The organism is Flavobacterium sp. CAN_S2 (assembly GCF_015752255.1).
Classification (GTDB): domain Bacteria; phylum Bacteroidota; class Bacteroidia; order Flavobacteriales; family Flavobacteriaceae; genus Flavobacterium.
In genome coordinates, this window is sequence record NZ_JADOVA010000001.1 from 1,456,268 (window position 1) to 1,473,282 (window position 17,015).

The window sequence follows — 17,015 nt, forward strand, 5'->3', positions numbered from 1 at the left end:
ATTGTTGATTAACGATTTTAGATTTCAGATTTAAAAAAAATGGAAAGAACTTATCACAAACAAGAAATAAATATGACTGAAGCATTGATGTCTCGCATCAATGAATTGATTAGTCATTATCCTGAAGACAAAAGAAAATCGGCTTTATTGCCTGTTTTGCATGAAGTTCAAGATGCTCACGAGAATTGGTTGAGTATTGAATTAATGAATAAAGTAGCCGAAATACTTTTGATTAAGCCCATTGAAGTTTATGAAGTAGTGTCGTTTTATACGATGTACAACCAAAGACCAATTGGAAAATACATGTTCGAATTTTGTCAAACTTCTCCTTGTTGTTTGAATGGAGTGGAGGATTTAATGGATTACACTTGTGAAAAATTAGGTGTAAAAGTAGGAGAACCTACTCCAGATGGTCTTTTTGAAGTGAGAGGAGTTGAATGTTTAGGAGCTTGTGGTTACGCTCCAATGATGCAATTAGGCGATTTTTACAAAGAACATTTGACGGCAGCAAAAATCGACCAGTTAATTGAAGATTGCAAAAACGATACAATAATATTACACGATAAATAATATGTCACAAAAAATATTATTAGACAAAATAAATATTCCAGGAATTAAAACTTACGAAGTATACCGTCAAAACGGAGGTTATGCTTCAGTAGAAAAAGCTCTAAAAACATTAACACCGGACGAAGTTGTTGAAGAAGTGAAAACTTCAGGATTGCGTGGTCGTGGTGGAGCAGGTTTCCCAGCAGGAATGAAATGGAGTTTTATTGATAAAAAATCAGGAAAACCAAGACATTTAGTTTGTAATGCGGATGAATCAGAACCGGGAACTTTTAAAGACCGTTATTTGATGGAATTTATTCCTCATTTATTGATTGAGGGAATGATTACTTCCAGTTATGCATTGGGTGCAAACCTATCCTACATCTACATTCGTGGAGAATACATGTGGGTTTATAAAATATTAGAAAGAGCCATTAATGAAGCAAAAGCTGCTGGATTTTTGGGTAAAAATATATTAGGTTCAGGATATGATTTAGAACTTTATGTTCATTGTGGTGCCGGAGCTTACATTTGTGGTGAAGAAACTGCCTTGATTGAATCATTGGAAGGAAAAAGAGGAAATCCTCGTATCAAACCACCATTTCCTGCAATTTCAGGACTTTGGGCAAATCCAACGGTTGTAAATAACGTAGAAACAATTGCCGCTGTGCCTTGGATTGTTAATAATTCAGGTGCGGAATATGCTAAAATTGGTATTGGACGTTCTACAGGAACCAAATTAATTTCGGCTTCAGGGCATATTAAAAACCCGGGTGTTTACGAAATTGAATTGGGTTTAAGTGTTTACGAATTCATGAATTCTGATGAATATTTAGGCGGAATGAGTTCTGACAGACCTTTGAAAGCATTTGTACCGGGAGGAAGTTCTGTTCCCGTTTTACCAGCACATTTAATTTATAAAACGGCAAACGGTGAAGATCGTTTGATGTCGTACGAATCGTTAAGTGACGGTGGATTTGCAACGGGTTCTATGTTAGGATCAGGCGGATTTATTGTTTACAATGATACGTCTTGTATCGTTCGTAATACTTGGAATTTCTCTCGTTTTTATCATCATGAAAGCTGTGGACAATGTTCGCCTTGTCGTGAAGGTACAGGTTGGATGGAAAAAGTATTGCACCGAATTGAAAATGGTCACGGTCGTGAAGAAGATATTGATTTGCTATTGAGCATTCAAAGTAAAATTGAAGGAAACACCATTTGCCCATTAGGTGATGCGGCAGCTTGGCCAGTGGCAGCAGCAATTCGTCATTTTAGAGAAGAGTTTGAATACCATATTCGTTTCCCGGAAAAAATAAAGAATAGAGATCATTTTGTTTCGGAACCTTTTGAAAAAGTAAAGCATTTAGTTTCTAAAGTAATCGTATAAAGTCAAGAATTTCAGAAAATGAAAGTAACCATAGACGGTCAAAGCATAGAAGTAGAACCAGGAACAACAATCCTGCAGGCAGCACGTATGATAGGTGGAGAAGTAGTTCCGCCAGCAATGTGCTATTATTCTAAACTAAAAGGTAGCGGTGGAAAATGTCGTTGTTGTTTAGTTGAAGTTTCCAAAGGAAGTGAAGCGGACCCAAGACCAATGCCTAAATTAATGGCATCTTGTGTAACTGGTTGTATGGACGGAATGGAAGTGAACAGTAAATCTTCACCAAGGGTAACCGAAGCCAGAAAATCTGTAACAGAGTTTTTATTGATCAATCACCCATTAGATTGTCCGGTTTGTGATCAGGCAGGAGAATGTGATTTACAAAATTTAAGCTTTGAGCACGGGAAATCAGAAACTCGTTTTATCGAAGAAAAAAGAACTTTTGAGCCAGAAAATATTGGTCCAAATATTCAATTGCACATGAACCGTTGCATCCTTTGTTACCGTTGCGTAATGGTTGCAGATCAGTTGACTGACGATCGTGTTCACGGAGTAATGGATAGAGGAGATCATTCTAATATATCAACTTGTATTTCTAAAGCGGTTGATAATGAATTCTCCGGAAATATGATTGATGTTTGTCCTGTAGGTGCTTTAACTGATAAAACATTTAGATTTAAATCTAGAGTTTGGTTCAGCAAGCCTTATAATGCACACAGAGATTGCCCTACTTGTTCTGGAAAAACTACCGTTTGGATGTTTGGTGACGAAATTCAACGTGTTACTGGAAGAAAAGATGAGTACCATGAAGTAGACGAATTTATTTGTAATGGTTGTCGTTTTGATCATAAAGAAATAAAAGACTGGGTTATTGAAGGACCAAGAGCATTCGAAAAAGACTCGGTTATCAACCAAAATAAATACAACAGGAAATTACAGAAAGTTGAAATCGCTACTGAAGATCATATTCTTTTAGGTAGAGAAGAAGACCGTAAGAAAATAAGCATGGTCGAGATTCCATTGACCGAAGAAGACATTATTAATCAAAAAAGCTTGGGTAATAATGGATAGTACTATTATCATAGAAAAAAGTGTCATTATTGTTGCCGTTTTTGCTTTGACAATGTTGATGGCAATGTACAGCACTTGGGCGGAACGAAAAGTTGCCGCTTGGCTTCAAGACCGTGTTGGACCAAATAGAGCTGGTCCTTTTGGATTATTTCAACCGCTTGCCGATGGTTTAAAATTATTTTCTAAAGAGGAATTTGAACCAAATACACCAAACAGATTTTTGTTTTTTGTAGGTCCGGCAATCGCAATGAGTACTGCTTTAATGACAAGTGCCGTAATTCCTTGGGGAGATAGATTGCATTTGTTTGGAAGAGATATTTTATTGCAGGCAACGGATTTAAACATTGGATTGTTATACTTTTTTGGAGTAGTATCAGTGGGTGTTTACGGAATCATGATTGGTGGCTGGGCATCTAATAATAAGTTCTCTTTGATCAGTGCTGTACGTGCTGCTTCGCAAATGGTATCTTATGAAATTGCTATGGGTTTATCCATCATTGCATTGTTGATGATGACTGGAACTTTAAGTCTAAGAGAGATATCTGAGCAACAAGCGGGAATGAATTGGAATGTTTTTTATCAGCCCCTGTCTTTTATTATTTTTCTAATCTGTGCTTTTGCGGAAGCAAATAGAACTCCTTTTGACTTAGCGGAATGCGAAAGTGAATTAATTGGAGGGTATCACACGGAGTATTCTTCGATGAAAATGGGATTTTATTTATTTGCTGAATATGCGAATATGTTTATCTCTTCCACTATTTTAGCGGTTTTATTCTTTGGAGGATATAATTATCCAGGAATGAGTTGGGTTGTTGAAAATTGGGGTGTAAATATTGCCAATATTTTAGGATTTGGTGCTTTGTTTATCAAATTATGTGGATTCATCTTTTTCTATATGTGGGTTCGTTGGACCATTCCAAGATTCAGATATGATCAATTGATGCATTTAGGATGGAAAGTTCTAATCCCGTTAGCGATTATTAATATTATAATTACTGGAATTGTAATTTTGCGAGCAGATATTGCTGCTTATTTAGGATTTTAATTAGTACCGAAAAGCCCTAGCCCTGATAGCAGTGGAAATCCTTTTATGTTTTTTCTTCAAAAACATAAAAGATTGAAACGAATAGCAGGATTAAGCTTCAAATAAAAATAAAAAATGTCAATAGAAACTATATCCTTATCGGGAAGAAAAAAGCAAGTCTCTAACAAGGAGATGACTTTTTGGGAAAGAATGTATCTTGTTGCGATTGTCAAAGGTTTGATAATTACGATTCAGCATTTGTTTACTAGAAAAGTAACGATTCAATATCCGGAGCAAGTACGTGAAATGAGTCCGGTGTATCGCGGTCAGCACATGTTGAAGCGTGATGAGCAAGGTCGTGAGAATTGTACGGCTTGTGGTTTATGTGCGTTGTCTTGTCCTGCAGAAGCAATAACGATGAAAGCTGAAGAGCGCAGAGCAGATGAAAAACATTTGTACAGAGAAGAAAAATACGCGTCGATATATGAAATCAATATGTTGCGTTGTATTTTTTGTGGATTGTGTGAAGAGGCTTGTCCGAAAGATGCAATTTACCTGACAACTTCTAAAGTATTGGTTCCTTCCAGTTATGAGAGAGAAGATTTCATCTTTGGAAAAGACAAATTGGTCATGCCGCTTGAAATGGCAATGAAAAATGCTCAACTTAAAAACGCTAACTAATGTCTACAATACTTATAATTTTTTGTGTATTGGCTGCTATCACACTAGCAACCGCATTTTTGACAATTTTTAGCAAAAATCCGATTCACAGCGCTATTTATTTAGTGATTTGTTTCTTTTCGATTGCAGGTCATTATTTATTACTGAATGCTCAATTTTTAGCAATAGTACATGTCATTGTTTATTCGGGAGCGATTATGATTTTGTTTTTGTTCACCATCATGTTGATGAATTTAAATGAGGAAAGAGAAGTGCACCGACCTAGAATTACGCGATTAGGAGCTATTGTTTCTTTTTGTTTGATTTGTTTGGTTTTGATAGCTATTTTCATCAATTCAAAACCTATTGTTGGAGAATACGTAACTACCGGCGAAGATTATCAGTCTATAAAAGTATTGGGTAAAATCCTGCTGAATGAATATATGGTTCCGTTTGAATTTGCTTCTATATTACTTTTGGTTGCTATGATTGGAACTGTGTTATTGTCTAAAAAAGAAAAATTGCAAAAATAAGATGAACAATATTTTAAACCACATTGGTATTGAAAATTATATATTCCTAAGCGTAATACTTTTTTGTATTGGCGTTTTTGGAGTGTTGTACAGACGAAATGCCATTATCGTATTTATGTCAATTGAAATTATGCTGAATGCAGTAAACTTATTGTTTGTAGCATTTTCAACCTATCATCAAGATGCGCAAGGACAAGTTTTTGTGTTCTTTTCGATGGCTGTTGCTGCGGCAGAAGTTGCGGTAGGATTGGCAATTCTAGTTTCTATTTTTAGAAATTTAGGATCAATTACTATCGATAATTTAAAAAACTTAAAAGGATAAATGGAAATGAATACCAATATAGCTTTAGTTTTAGTTCTCGCTCCTTTTTTAGGATTTTTAATCAATATTTTCTTTGGCAAAAGTCTTGGAAAATCACTTTCTGGAATAATAGGAGCACTTTCAGTTTTAGTTTCTTTTATTGCAACTGCTTATTTCTTTAGTGGAATTTCAGCGCAACCGGAAGGAATTCGTATTTCACTTTTTGACTGGATCCAAATCAGTAACTTCAATGTTGATTTTGGATTTCAATTGGACCAATTATCTATTTTATGGTTGCTTTTCGTAACTGGAATTGGATCTTTGATTCATTTGTATTCCATAAGTTACATGCACGATGATGAAAATATGCATAAGTTTTTCGCGTATTTGAATCTGTTTATATTCTTCATGATTACATTAGTAATAGGAAGTAACTTATTAGTATTGTTCATCGGTTGGGAAGGCGTAGGTCTTTGTTCTTATCTGTTAATTGGATTTTGGCATAAAAACCAAGAGTACAATGACGCTGCAAAGAAAGCATTCATCATGAACCGTATTGGTGATTTAGGGTTGTTAGTTGGAATTTTCATTCTTGGAAATTTATTCTCAACTTTAGATTATGCTACTTTAAAAACGGCTATTGCCGGTGCAACAAATCTTGATATGTATTGGCTTTCTGTTGCTGCTTTCGCTTTATTTATTGGAGCTTGCGGTAAATCAGCTCAAATCCCGTTATATACTTGGTTACCAGATGCGATGGCAGGTCCAACACCAGTTTCAGCATTGATTCACGCGGCTACGATGGTAACTGCAGGAATTTTTATGATTACCAGATTGAATTTCTTATTTGATTTGACTCCAGATGTTCAATCGATAATTGCGATAGTTGGAGCTGTTACTGCTTTGGTAGCTGCAACCATTGGATTGGTTCAAAATGATATCAAGAAAGTTTTGGCTTATTCTACCGTTTCTCAATTAGGATTGATGTTCTTAGCTTTGGGATTGGGCGCTTATGAAGTAGCTGTTTTCCATGTAATCACACACGCTTTCTTCAAAGCTTGTTTGTTCTTGGGTTCAGGTTCTGTAATTCATGCTTTGCACGGAGAACAAGACATGCGATATATGGGTGGCTTGAAAAAAGCAATGCCAATTACGTTTGCAACGATGTTAATTGCTTCTTTAGCGATTTCCGGAGTTCCATTATTCTCAGGATTTTTCTCAAAAGACGAAATCTTATTAGTTGCTTTCCATCATAATATTCCGTTATGGGTTGTGGCTTCGGTTGCCTCTATAATGACTGCGTTTTATATGTTCCGTTTAATGTTCTTAACATTCTTCCAAGAATTTAGAGGAACCGCAGAACAAAAACACCATTTGCACGAAAGTCCTTCTTTGATTACTATTCCTTTGATTGTTTTAGCAATTTTAGCTACCATCGGTGGTATGATTAGTTTGCCAGGAAACAGTTGGTTGAATCATTATTTGATTCCAATTTTACCAAAATTAGCAACCGCTGAGCACCATTTAGGGACTACTGAATATACCTTGATGGCCATTGCTGTTGTGGGTGGATTAGTAGGAATTGGTATTGCTTACACTAAATATATCAAACAAAATACAGTTCCGACTGAAGATGCTGAAATTACAGGATTTTCTAAAGTGCTTTACAATAAATATTATATTGATGAATTTTATGACGCTATTTTTGTTAAACCAATTAATTTCTTGTCTCGTTTTTTCAGAGACACTGTAGAAACTGGTTTATCAGCTTTAGTTTTTGGATTCGGAAAAGTTACTAACGAAATAAGTTACCAAGGAAAGAAAATTCAAAATGGAAGCATTGGTCTTTATCTTTTTGTTTTTGTATTAGGACTTTGTGCCATTGTTTCTTATTTATTTTTAGCTCAACAATAATCTATCATAAAATAGACTTTTTAATACCAAAATTTCAATTTTAAAATAAATTATCTTTTAAAAGTCTATTACATTTGACCTTTAAAAAACAATAAAAAATTACAAATGAATGTATCTCTAATATTAATTATACTTTTGGTTGGTGCGTTTGCAACTTTTCTTGCAGGCGATAAACTGGCTTCAAAAGTGGCTTTGTTCTTTGGGTTAGCTGCAGCAGGCGCTTCTATTGTATTATTAAATCACTATAATTTAGGTGAAAATATCAGTTTCATCAACCAGTGGATTACGCAACCTAATATTTCTTTTGCTCTAAAAGCAGATGGATTATCGATGGCGATGCTGTTATTGACCACAGTTTTGACTCCAATAATTATTTTTTCTTCTTTTGGAAATGACTATAAAAATTCAAAATCATTTTATGCGTTAATCTTGTTTATGTCGTTTGCAATGGCAGGAACATTCTTGGCGTCAGATGGTCTTTTGTATTATATTTTCTGGGAATTATCGTTGATTCCTATTTACTTTATCGCTTTAATTTGGGGTAACGGAGATACAGAAGAGCGCAAAAAAGCAGTAGTTAAATTCTTTATCTACACCTTAGCAGGTTCTTTATTTATGTTAGTGGCTTTTGTTTATATGTATCAAAAAGCAGGAAGTCTTTTATTAGAAGATTTATACAAATTGAACCTAACAGCTACCGAACAATTATGGATATTCCTAGCTTTCTTCTTAGCGTATGCAATTAAGATTCCATTAATTCCTTTCCACACTTGGCAAGCAAATGTGTATCAAAAAGCACCAACTGTTGGGACAATGCTTTTGTCTGGTATCATGCTAAAAATGGGATTGTATAGCGTTATTCGTTGGCAATTGCCATTAGCTCCATTGGCAGCCAAAGAGTACATGTATATTTTCATAGGACTTGGAATTGCTGGTGTGATTTACGGTTCTATCGTTGCATTGAAACAAAAAGATTTAAAGAAATTATTAGCGTATTCTTCTTTGGCTCACGTTGGATTAATTGCAGCAGGAACATACACTTTGACATTAGACGGATTGCGTGGTGCAGTTTTACAAATGATTGCTCACGGTTTTGTAGTTGTTGGATTGTTTTATGCCGCTGAAATTATATTTAGAAGATATGAAACCAGAGCCATTGCTGAAATGGGTGGTATTCGAACACAATCACCAAAATTCACTTCGATGTTTTTGATTTTGGTATTGGCATCTGTTGCTTTGCCTACTACTTTTAACTTTATTGGAGAATTCACCGTTTTATACAGTCTTTCACAAATTAATATTTGGTTTGCCATTTTAGGAGGAACTACCATAATTTTAGGAGCGTATTATATGTTGAAAATGTTTCAACATGCGATGTTGGGAGAAACAAATACAAAGCCTTTTGCTGATGTGACTGTCAATGAAGGAATAACATTGGTACTTATAATTGGTGTTTTGTTCTTTTTTGGGATGTATCCAAAACCAATTACCGATTTGATTACGCCAAGTCTGGAAGAAATTTTAACTCAAATAAACCGAATTAACTAAGTCAAATAAAAAAATGAATACATTAATAGCTATAATAGGATTAGGTGTTTTATGCCTTTTATTTGAAATTTTTAATTTAAGGAAAGCCATTGTTCCAATAACAATACTTGGATTATTGGGAGTGTTGGGTTTAACTATATCTGAATTTAATTCTACGGAGAGTTACTACAATAACATGATTGTTGTGAGTAAATTTTCAAGTACCTTTTCGTCTTTGTTTATTGTGCTTACCATTTTCTTGGTGGCTTTGGGACATAATTTTTACGAAAATCATCAATCTAAAATCTCTGATTATATTGCCATAAAAATATTTTTATTGGCAGGAGCAGTAGCAATGGTTTCTTTTGGAAACTTAGCAATGTTCTTTTTAGGAATTGAAGTATTATCAATTGCGCTGTATATTCTTGCGGCAAGTGATCGTATGAATTTAAAAAGTAACGAAGCGGGAATGAAGTATTTCTTGATGGGATCTTTTGCTTCGGGAATTATTCTTTTTGGTATCTGTTTAATTTACGGAGCTATGGGAAGTTTTGATGTTACGGAAATCAGTGAATTATCACAATCAGCTGAGTTACCGGTTTGGTTCCCAATCGGAATTGTATTGGTAACTATCGGAATGTTATTTAAAGTAGCTGCAGTTCCATTCCATTTCTGGGCACCTGACGTTTACGAAGGTTCTCCGGCATTGACAACAGCATTGATGAGTACTTTAGCCAAAGTAGTTGCTATGGCAACTTTGTATAAATTATTATCAGTAATGAATGCTGATGTTTCAGAGTCATTCAAAATGGTAGTAGTTATTATTTCAATGGCTTCGATGACTGTTGGTAATATCATGGCCTTGAGACAAACGAATGTAAAACGTATGTTGGCTTTTTCAGGGGTTTCTCATGCTGGGTTTATGTTGATGACTTTATTGAGTTTGTCTACATCAGCAGGAAGCTTGTTGTATTATGCATCAGCGTATTCTTTATCTGGAATCGCTGCTTTTAGTGTGATTTTATACGTTTGTAAAAATAGAGACAACGAAGATGTGGTTAATTTCCACGGTTTAGGAAAAACGAATCCATTGTTAGCAGCTATTCTTACGGCAGCTTTACTTTCAATGGCTGGTATTCCAATTTTTGCAGGATTCTTTGCTAAGTTGGTTTTGTTCAATCAAACGATTCAAGCGGGTTACTTGGCTTTAGTAATCGTAGCGGTTGTGAACTCTATTATTAGTGTTGGTTATTACTTCAAATTGATTTTGGCGATGTATACCAAAGAACCTAATGAAGAAAGAAAAGGAACTCCGGTTATCATTTATGCCGTTGCTGTTATAGCAATTGTTTTGAATATTGCCTTAGGTTTGTATCCTTCATTTATTTTGGACTTATTGGTATAAACCAAAGTTTTAAAAATATACAGAAAACCATCAAGAGCAATTTTGATGGTTTTTTTGGTTTAAACGTGTTTTCTTGATAGGAATAAATATTTACTATTCCAGTATCTATAATTAAATACTTAAACACAAAAAGGTAAAAATTGAATTTATTAATTTTGTATCACAGAGTCAATTTGAATTTAATTAAAGAAAGTAAGATGGCAAATACATTAAAAATACAAATCTGGTCAGATATCATGTGTCCGTTTTGTTACATAGGAAAAAGAAGAATAGAAGGTGCGCTACAAAATTTCGAACATAAAGATGCAGTTGAAATCGAATGGAAAAGCTTTCAGCTAGACGCTGGCTTTGTTGCTTCTCCCGAGGATAATATGGTAGAGCATTTGGCAGAAAAATATAGAAAAGATACCAATTGGGCACAAGAGATGCTGGATAATATGACTCAAAATGCTAAAAATTCAGGATTGGATTTTCATTTTGAAAAAGCCGTTATGGCAAATTCATTGCATGCGCATCGTTTGTTACATTTGGCGAAAAAGTATAATTTGGCAAATGACTTAGAAGAATTGTTGTTCAAAGCCTATTTGACTGACGGGAAGAACATAAATGATTTGGATACATTGAAAGCATTGGGACTGGAAGTAGGACTAAATGCTGTATCCATTGATGAAGTATTACATTCTAATGCTTACGCAAATGAAGTGCAGCAAGATATTGATGAAGCACAATCTATCGGTGTCCAAGGTGTTCCGTTCTTTGTTTTCGATAATAAATATGCGGTTTCGGGTGCACAACATGTGGAAACTTTTGTGAAAACACTTGAAAAAGTATGGGAAGAAGGAAAATTTGATTCGAAAGTAAAGGTATTAAATACTACAGATGGAGACAGTTGTGGAATCGATGGTTGTGATTAAAACTATAAATCATTTTATTCTAAATTGTCAGAAGCATTGAAAAATTAGTAATTATGAGTGAACGTACAAAAGTAATCCGTTGGGGAATATTAGGCTGTGGTAATGTTACCGAACTGAAAAGTGGTCCTGCTTACCAGAAAACAGATGGTTTTGAAGTCGTAGCAGTAATGCGAAGAGATGTGGTTAAGGCTGCTGATTATGCTAAAAGACACGGAATAAGCAAGTATTACACCAATGCTGATGATTTAATTAATGATCCTGAGATTGATGCGATTTACATTGCAACGCCTCCCGACGTTCATAAATTTTATGGATTGAAGGTCGCTGCAGCCGGTAAGATTTGTTGTATCGAAAAACCTTTGGCACCAAATTACCAAGATAGTCTCGACATTTATGATGTTTTTGCTGCAAAAGATATTCCTTTGTTTGTTGCCTATTACCGCCGGACATTACCCCGTTTTGAACAGATAAAAACATGGCTTGATACAGGTTGCATCGGCGAAATCAGGCATATAAGATGGCATTTGAGTAAACCGGCAAATGCTAAAGATTTATCTGGAGAATACAATTGGCGTACTGATGCCACTATTGCTACAGGCGGTTATTTTGATGATTTAGCAAGTCATGGACTGGATTTATTCACGCATTTATTGGGAAACATAAAAGAGGTTTCGGGCTTAAGCCTCAATCAACAGGGATTGTATTCAGCTAAAGATGCCTCTGCGGCTTGTTGGTTGCATGAGTCTGGAATTACTGGCTCAGGAAGCTGGAACTTTGGTTGTTTTGAACGGGAAGATAAAGTGGACATTTATGGAAGCAAAGGAAAAATAACGTTTTCTGTGTTTGAAAATGATCCTGTAGTGCTTTCTAACGAACAAGGACAAACGGAATTGATCATTGAGCATCCTGAAAATATTCAGTTGTATCATGTTCAGCAAATGCGAGAAGATCTTTTGGGGAATAGTAAACACCCTTCTACAGGTTTAACAGCAACCCATACGAGTTGGATTATGGATTCTATAATTGGAAATTTTTAAGATTTTCATCTATTTAAAACAAAAAAAAGAGGCAATCCGAAGAAAGCCTCTTTACTACAACAATTTATTTAATCACTACTTGGTAGTCACAGTTTCAATATATGTTTTTCCGTTATAAGTAATCTCAAACGTATATTTTGAACTAGGAGCGCTAGTTAAATCAAATATTTTGCCAACATAAAGATCAGCGGTCAAAGTTTCATTATACACTTCATTTTCCTCTGAGTTGTAAATGGCAACACTAACCGGGGTTTTTTCTAAGTTTAAAATGTTCACGGTAACCATTCCGTTTTTGTTCACTAAAACTGGTTTGTACACCTCAGAAATAGCATCAGCTGATAATTTAGCTTTGTTACCTACAACTTCAATTTTGTACTTTGAAATTTTAAGATCACTCTCTGCTTTCAAGAAGTAGATTCCGTCTGGCAAAGCAGTCAAATCGTATGTTCTGCTGATATTTTCTTCAGAAGTAACTTTTTCCTGATAGATTAAACCGTCATTGGTGTCATAAATGGACAAATCAATTTTCTTTGTCTCTTTCAAATTAAAACTTACCGTTTTTCCCTCTTCTTTTATTAAATCCAGTGAAAAATCTGCGTTTCCGGCGTGTGCTTGTGCGGCAGTCAATACTACTGCGGCTAACACTAAACTAAATTTTAAAATCTTTTTCATAATTGTAAATTTTTAGATTTATAATGATATTTATCTGAGGCTAAATTACTGTAACCTATTCATTATGAGTAGTGCTGAATTTTCTAATTTGTGTGCTATTTTACCTTTTACGAAATCGATTAAGGTTAAAAAAGTTAATTGAGTGTCTATTTTTGGTAAATTTGTGCTAATTCTAAATACGGATTCGTATGAAAATTATACCGCCAGCTTTTGAAATTATTGCTCCATCCTTTGGGAGTTCTTTTTACTTTTCGAAATATGTCGAAAACGCGAATAGCAAAGCACACTTGTGGCATTATCATCCTGAAATTGAACTGGTTTTTGTAAATGGCGGTTCTGGAAAACGCCAGATTGGAAGCCATATTTCGTATTATACCGATGGGGATTTGATTTTGATAGGAAGTAACCTGCCGCACTGTGGGTTTACCAATGAAGAAACCGGGAATAAAAATGAAACGGTAATCCAGATGAAACCGGATTTCTTAGGGAACGGTTTTTTTGATATTTCTGAAATGACGAATATTCGGAATCTTTTTAGTCAAGCCAAAGCCGGAATTGCTTTTCATGGTGAAACCAAAAAAAATATCGGGAAGAAAATAGAATCGATGGAACAACAGTCGCAATTCGATCGCTTATTGACCATGCTAAGTATTCTAAATGAACTGGAATTATCCAATGAAGCGACTGTTCTGAATGCAGATGGATTTTCGATGGAAATGCAAATGCAGGATAATGACCGTATCAACGCTGTTTTTAATTACGTAAAAGATAATTTTCAGGAACATATTACGCTGGAAGAAGTTTCGGAACTGGTGAGTATGACAGAACCTTCTTTTTGCAGGTATTTCAAAAAGATTACCAATAAAACCTTTACCAAATTCGTCAATGATTATCGCTTGGTTCACGCCTCGAAATTGCTTGCTGAGAAACCTATCAGCATTAGTGAAATTTGCTATGAAAGTGGTTTCAATAATTTTAGTTATTTCAATAAATCGTTCAAAGAGTTTACCGGCAAAAGCGCTTCGCAATACCGTCAGGAATTACGATCAGTACTGAAGTAGCATAAATACTAATATTGCAGACTCTTTTCAAACAAAAAACCCGCTGATACGAATACCAACGGGAATTTTCAAACCAATCATTCCAAACCAAATAATTATCTTCTATTTAATACAATGACAGCATTATCAACTACTTTAGTTTTTTCAATTTTGGCTTTTGTGCCATTTGATTTGTAATAGTAGTAATCGTCGTCATTTGAGTTTTGGTTGTTGCCAAAATCATTGTTGCCAAAACTGTTTTGTCCATATTGGTATGCTTTACCTCCTTTTACGGTACCAAAAGTATCAACAATTTGACCACGACGGTTGTAGATAATTTCTAATCCACCTACTTTTTCTAATGCAAAACGGTTGTAGGTCATGTAAACAGAGCCAATTCTTTTTACTCTGTCATTCACATCATAATTGATGAACACATTCCCAACTTGTCTTACTCGACCCATATTGTCGTGTTCCACTTTTACACCATAATTCCCATTTCGAACATTTCCTGGAGCGCCAAATGTTTTATTGACACTATTTTTTCGGGTTGATATGTAATACATATCTCGACCTGTTGTAGGGCGTGTATTAAAATCTAATTGTCCGTCAGGGAATACGAAGAACTCAATTCCACGTTCTGTGAACACAATTGGGTCGGCGTCTCTAAAATCTACCGGAGATCTTCTTTCTACAGAAAAATCGATTTTTTCTGCTGCGTTCGCTATACTACCTCCAAATATGAAGATACTAGCAACTAAAAGGGTAATTTTTTTCATGATACAGTTATTTTGAATTTTGCCTACTCTTAAGCTTTTCGGCTTTCGCTTTTTGTGTTATTTGATTTAGGATATTCAAGTAGTATGCCAAAATTTTGAATCACGGTCTTGTGTTTTGAGAGTGAATGTTGTTTTTAAGGGTTTAAATAATTTAAAATCAATGTATTATAATTGAAAAATAATTTTATTAAATACGATATATTAAGATTTTTTTAATAGAATAGAAGGTTCGTTTTATACTTTTCCTTGCTGTTTTAGCGACGAAATATTTCCAATAAAAGAGAAATTATCTTGTTTTTAAAAACTTTTAGTATGAAAACTACTTATCAACAGTGCTTAAAATTAACTTATGTTACGAACTCGCTTCAACTGATATTGAGTAATTTTGCAGCATGTATGCATTAGTCGATTGTAACAATTTTTACGCTTCCTGCGAACGTGTTTTTCAGCCGAAATTCAACGGGAAACCGGTTGCGATTTTGTCAAATAACGACGGGTGTGTAATTTCCAGAAGTAATGAAGCGAAAGCGGTTGGGATTCCTATGGGTGCGCCAGCATTCCAGATTAAGGAATTGGTAAAAGAGAAAAATGTATAAGTATTTTCTTCAAATTATGCGTTGTATGGTGATTTGAGCAATCGCGTGATGGCAATTTTAGGTCAGTTTACACCAAATCTAGAAATTTACAGCATTGACGAAGCGTTCCTGAATTTTGATGGTTTAACGATTTCCGATTATCATGATTATGGAATCCAAATGAAAACCCGTGTTCAAAAATGGGTAGGAATTCCCGTTTGCATTGGCTTTGCCGAAACCAAAGCATTGTCAAAAGTAGCCAACAAAATTGCTAAGAAATTCCAAGACAGAACGAAAGGTGTTTACGTTATTGATAGCGAAGAAAAACGAATCAAAGCCTTGAAATGGACAAAGATTGAAGACGTTTGGGGCATTGGCTACCGAATGAATAAAAAGATGAAAGCCAAAAATATTGTGACTGCTTTAGATTTTACTGCACCGCAACACGAAGCTTGGATCAAAAAAGAAATGGGCGTGATTGGTATGCGTTTAAAATACGAACTCGAAGGAAAATCAGTCTTGGATTTAGAGCCTATTGTTGACCAAAAGAAAAGTATTGCCACAACCAGAAGTTTTCCAAAACAAATTGCTGATTTTGATTTGTTGCGGGAACGTGTTGCTACTTTTGCTTCGGTTTGCGCTGAGAAATTGCGAAAACAAAATTCCTGCTGTCATACCATTATTGTAATGCTTGTGGTGGATAAACATACGGTGAAAACCTCCAAATATTATTTTAACATGGCGGTTACATTGCCGTATGCATCAAATTCTACGTTGACAATTTCAAATGCCGCGATCTCGATGTTGAAAAAACTGCATCAAGGAAATGAGCATTTAAAATTCAAGAAAGCGGGCGTTATTGTCACTGAATTGATTGATGAAAACAAAAAACAGCTGCAGTTGTTTGATGAAGAAAATCCAAAACATTTGCTGTTGATGAAAGTAATGGACGGCCTGAATAAAAAAATTGGTGACAAGAAAGTGAAGTTGGCTACCCAAAATTTAAGTTTGACCTGGAACATGAATCAGAAGCATTTGTCACCTAAATACACCACTAATTTTAAAGATATACTCGAAATCAAATGTCAATAAACAAAGATCAAAAACTGACTTTTTTTCTGCCTGATTTTGAAAGTGAATTGCGAATTCCTTTCATCAGCGAAGGTGTTTCAGCGGGATTTCCATCGCCGGCAGCTGATTTTATGGAAATGAGCATTGATTTGAACAAACAATTGAGTGAAAATCCACTGGCTACATTTTATATAAAAGTCAAAGGAAATTCCATGATTGATGCCGGAATCAGTGACAAAGATGTTCTCGTGGTTGATAGAAGCTTGGAACCGCAAAACAATAAAATTGCAATTTGTTTTATCGACGGAGAGTTTACGGTGAAACGCATACAAGTTGAGAAAGATTGTTTGTATCTGATGCCCGAAAATCCAGATTATGCTCCTATAAAAGTTACCGAAGAAAACCAATTGATCATTTGGGGAATTGTGACGTATGTGATTAAAAAATTATAATTATATCTTTTATTTCGAATTGGAATTATTAAATTAGATTTGATTAACAATATTTAAACCACAGTTTTATGACAAAATTATTTTGTATCGTATTCGCATTTTTT

General features: G+C 34.9%; 17 protein-coding genes and 1 pseudogene. 16 read left to right on the plus strand and 2 right to left on the minus strand.

Annotated features, from left to right (window positions below; all coding sequences use genetic code 11):
- Positions 1-39 precede the first annotated feature (39 nt).
- From IWX80_RS06545 to IWX80_RS06600, 12 genes are all read left to right on the plus strand, one after another.
- Positions 40-570 (plus strand): complex I 24 kDa subunit family protein, encoded by a 531-nt coding sequence (locus IWX80_RS06545; protein WP_196852689.1) that lies wholly within the window; start codon positions 40-42, stop codon positions 568-570.
- A 1-nt stretch (position 571) separates the two neighbouring features.
- The gene (gene nuoF, locus IWX80_RS06550; protein ID WP_196852690.1) at positions 572-1,939 is read left to right on the plus strand and encodes an NADH-quinone oxidoreductase subunit NuoF; all 1,368 of its coding nucleotides are present in this window, start codon (positions 572-574) and stop codon (positions 1,937-1,939) included.
- Positions 1,940-1,957: 18 nt separating this feature from the next.
- Complete coding sequence (locus IWX80_RS06555; protein WP_196852691.1) at positions 1,958-3,007, plus strand: 2Fe-2S iron-sulfur cluster-binding protein; 1,050 nt, start codon at positions 1,958-1,960, stop codon at positions 3,005-3,007.
- Complete coding sequence (nuoH, locus tag IWX80_RS06560) at positions 3,000-4,052, plus strand: NADH-quinone oxidoreductase subunit NuoH (protein WP_196852692.1); 1,053 nt, start codon at positions 3,000-3,002, stop codon at positions 4,050-4,052. The genes IWX80_RS06555 and nuoH overlap by 8 nt, the downstream gene beginning before the upstream one ends.
- A 114-nt stretch (positions 4,053-4,166) precedes the next feature.
- Positions 4,167-4,712, plus strand: coding sequence for a NuoI/complex I 23 kDa subunit family protein (locus IWX80_RS06565; RefSeq protein WP_113664538.1), 546 nt, complete (start codon positions 4,167-4,169; stop codon positions 4,710-4,712).
- Positions 4,712-5,224, plus strand: coding sequence for an NADH-quinone oxidoreductase subunit J family protein (locus IWX80_RS06570; RefSeq protein WP_196852693.1), 513 nt, complete (start codon positions 4,712-4,714; stop codon positions 5,222-5,224). Before IWX80_RS06565 ends, IWX80_RS06570 begins: the two co-directional genes overlap by 1 nt.
- Position 5,225: 1 nt before the next feature.
- On the plus strand, positions 5,226-5,546 hold the full coding sequence (gene nuoK / locus IWX80_RS06575) for an NADH-quinone oxidoreductase subunit NuoK (RefSeq protein ID WP_066079401.1): 321 nt from the start codon (positions 5,226-5,228) through the stop codon (positions 5,544-5,546).
- Positions 5,547-5,552: 6 nt separating this feature from the next.
- Complete coding sequence (gene nuoL, locus IWX80_RS06580; protein ID WP_196852694.1) at positions 5,553-7,439, plus strand: NADH-quinone oxidoreductase subunit L; 1,887 nt, start codon at positions 5,553-5,555, stop codon at positions 7,437-7,439.
- A gap of 105 nt (positions 7,440-7,544) precedes the next feature.
- Entirely contained in the window at positions 7,545-8,987 is a 1,443-nt protein-coding gene (locus tag IWX80_RS06585; RefSeq protein WP_196852695.1) for a complex I subunit 4 family protein, read from the plus strand.
- 13 nt (positions 8,988-9,000) lie between these two features.
- The gene (locus IWX80_RS06590) at positions 9,001-10,371 is read left to right on the plus strand and encodes an NADH-quinone oxidoreductase subunit N (protein ID WP_196852696.1); all 1,371 of its coding nucleotides are present in this window, start codon (positions 9,001-9,003) and stop codon (positions 10,369-10,371) included.
- A gap of 197 nt (positions 10,372-10,568) precedes the next feature.
- Positions 10,569-11,285 (plus strand): DsbA family oxidoreductase, encoded by a 717-nt coding sequence (locus IWX80_RS06595; RefSeq protein WP_196852697.1) that lies wholly within the window; start codon positions 10,569-10,571, stop codon positions 11,283-11,285.
- Positions 11,286-11,338: 53 nt separating this feature from the next.
- On the plus strand, positions 11,339-12,322 hold the full coding sequence (locus IWX80_RS06600; RefSeq protein WP_196852698.1) for a Gfo/Idh/MocA family protein: 984 nt from the start codon (positions 11,339-11,341) through the stop codon (positions 12,320-12,322).
- Positions 12,323-12,397: 75 nt separating this feature from the next.
- Here the strand turns inward: IWX80_RS06600 and IWX80_RS06605 are convergent, their stop codons facing one another.
- The gene (locus IWX80_RS06605; RefSeq protein WP_196852699.1) at positions 12,398-12,994 is read right to left on the minus strand and encodes a hypothetical protein; all 597 of its coding nucleotides are present in this window, start codon (positions 12,992-12,994) and stop codon (positions 12,398-12,400) included.
- A gap of 188 nt (positions 12,995-13,182) precedes the next feature.
- On the opposite strand from IWX80_RS06605, the gene IWX80_RS06610 reads away from it, so the two are divergent.
- Positions 13,183-14,055: an AraC family transcriptional regulator gene (locus IWX80_RS06610; RefSeq protein ID WP_196852700.1), complete on the plus strand. Its 873-nt coding sequence runs from the start codon at positions 13,183-13,185 to the stop codon at positions 14,053-14,055.
- A gap of 95 nt (positions 14,056-14,150) precedes the next feature.
- Here the strand turns inward: IWX80_RS06610 and IWX80_RS06615 are convergent, their stop codons facing one another.
- Positions 14,151-14,813, minus strand: coding sequence for a hypothetical protein (locus tag IWX80_RS06615; RefSeq protein WP_196852701.1), 663 nt, complete (start codon positions 14,811-14,813; stop codon positions 14,151-14,153).
- A gap of 392 nt (positions 14,814-15,205) precedes the next feature.
- On the opposite strand from IWX80_RS06615, the pseudogene IWX80_RS06620 reads away from it, so the two are divergent.
- From IWX80_RS06620 to IWX80_RS06625, 3 genes and pseudogenes are all read left to right on the plus strand, one after another.
- Positions 15,206-16,279, plus strand: a pseudogene (locus tag IWX80_RS06620) (Y-family DNA polymerase); the annotation flags it as partial.
- Positions 16,280-16,333: 54 nt separating this feature from the next.
- Entirely contained in the window at positions 16,334-16,480 is a 147-nt protein-coding gene (locus IWX80_RS16965) for a DUF4113 domain-containing protein (protein ID WP_334682290.1), read from the plus strand.
- Entirely contained in the window at positions 16,471-16,911 is a 441-nt protein-coding gene (locus IWX80_RS06625) for a LexA family protein (protein ID WP_196852702.1), read from the plus strand. The genes IWX80_RS16965 and IWX80_RS06625 overlap by 10 nt, the downstream gene beginning before the upstream one ends.
- Positions 16,912-17,015: the final 104 nt, after the last annotated feature.

Coding starts and splice junctions, on each gene's coding strand:
- IWX80_RS06545 (WP_196852689.1), top strand. CDS start 40: ATGGAAAGAACTTATCACAAACAAGAAATAAATATGACTGAAGCATTG.
- nuoF (WP_196852690.1), top strand. CDS start 572: ATGTCACAAAAAATATTATTAGACAAAATAAATATTCCAGGAATTAAA.
- IWX80_RS06555 (WP_196852691.1), top strand. CDS start 1,958: ATGAAAGTAACCATAGACGGTCAAAGCATAGAAGTAGAACCAGGAACA.
- nuoH (WP_196852692.1), top strand. CDS start 3,000: ATGGATAGTACTATTATCATAGAAAAAAGTGTCATTATTGTTGCCGTT.
- IWX80_RS06565 (WP_113664538.1), top strand. CDS start 4,167: ATGTCAATAGAAACTATATCCTTATCGGGAAGAAAAAAGCAAGTCTCT.
- IWX80_RS06570 (WP_196852693.1), top strand. CDS start 4,712: ATGTCTACAATACTTATAATTTTTTGTGTATTGGCTGCTATCACACTA.
- nuoK (WP_066079401.1), top strand. CDS start 5,226: ATGAACAATATTTTAAACCACATTGGTATTGAAAATTATATATTCCTA.
- nuoL (WP_196852694.1), top strand. CDS start 5,553: ATGAATACCAATATAGCTTTAGTTTTAGTTCTCGCTCCTTTTTTAGGA.
- IWX80_RS06585 (WP_196852695.1), top strand. CDS start 7,545: ATGAATGTATCTCTAATATTAATTATACTTTTGGTTGGTGCGTTTGCA.
- IWX80_RS06590 (WP_196852696.1), top strand. CDS start 9,001: ATGAATACATTAATAGCTATAATAGGATTAGGTGTTTTATGCCTTTTA.
- IWX80_RS06595 (WP_196852697.1), top strand. CDS start 10,569: ATGGCAAATACATTAAAAATACAAATCTGGTCAGATATCATGTGTCCG.
- IWX80_RS06600 (WP_196852698.1), top strand. CDS start 11,339: ATGAGTGAACGTACAAAAGTAATCCGTTGGGGAATATTAGGCTGTGGT.
- IWX80_RS06605 (WP_196852699.1), bottom strand. CDS start 12,994: ATGAAAAAGATTTTAAAATTTAGTTTAGTGTTAGCCGCAGTAGTATTG.
- IWX80_RS06610 (WP_196852700.1), top strand. CDS start 13,183: ATGAAAATTATACCGCCAGCTTTTGAAATTATTGCTCCATCCTTTGGG.
- IWX80_RS06615 (WP_196852701.1), bottom strand. CDS start 14,813: ATGAAAAAAATTACCCTTTTAGTTGCTAGTATCTTCATATTTGGAGGT.
- IWX80_RS16965 (WP_334682290.1), top strand. CDS start 16,334: ATGGACGGCCTGAATAAAAAAATTGGTGACAAGAAAGTGAAGTTGGCT.
- IWX80_RS06625 (WP_196852702.1), top strand. CDS start 16,471: ATGTCAATAAACAAAGATCAAAAACTGACTTTTTTTCTGCCTGATTTT.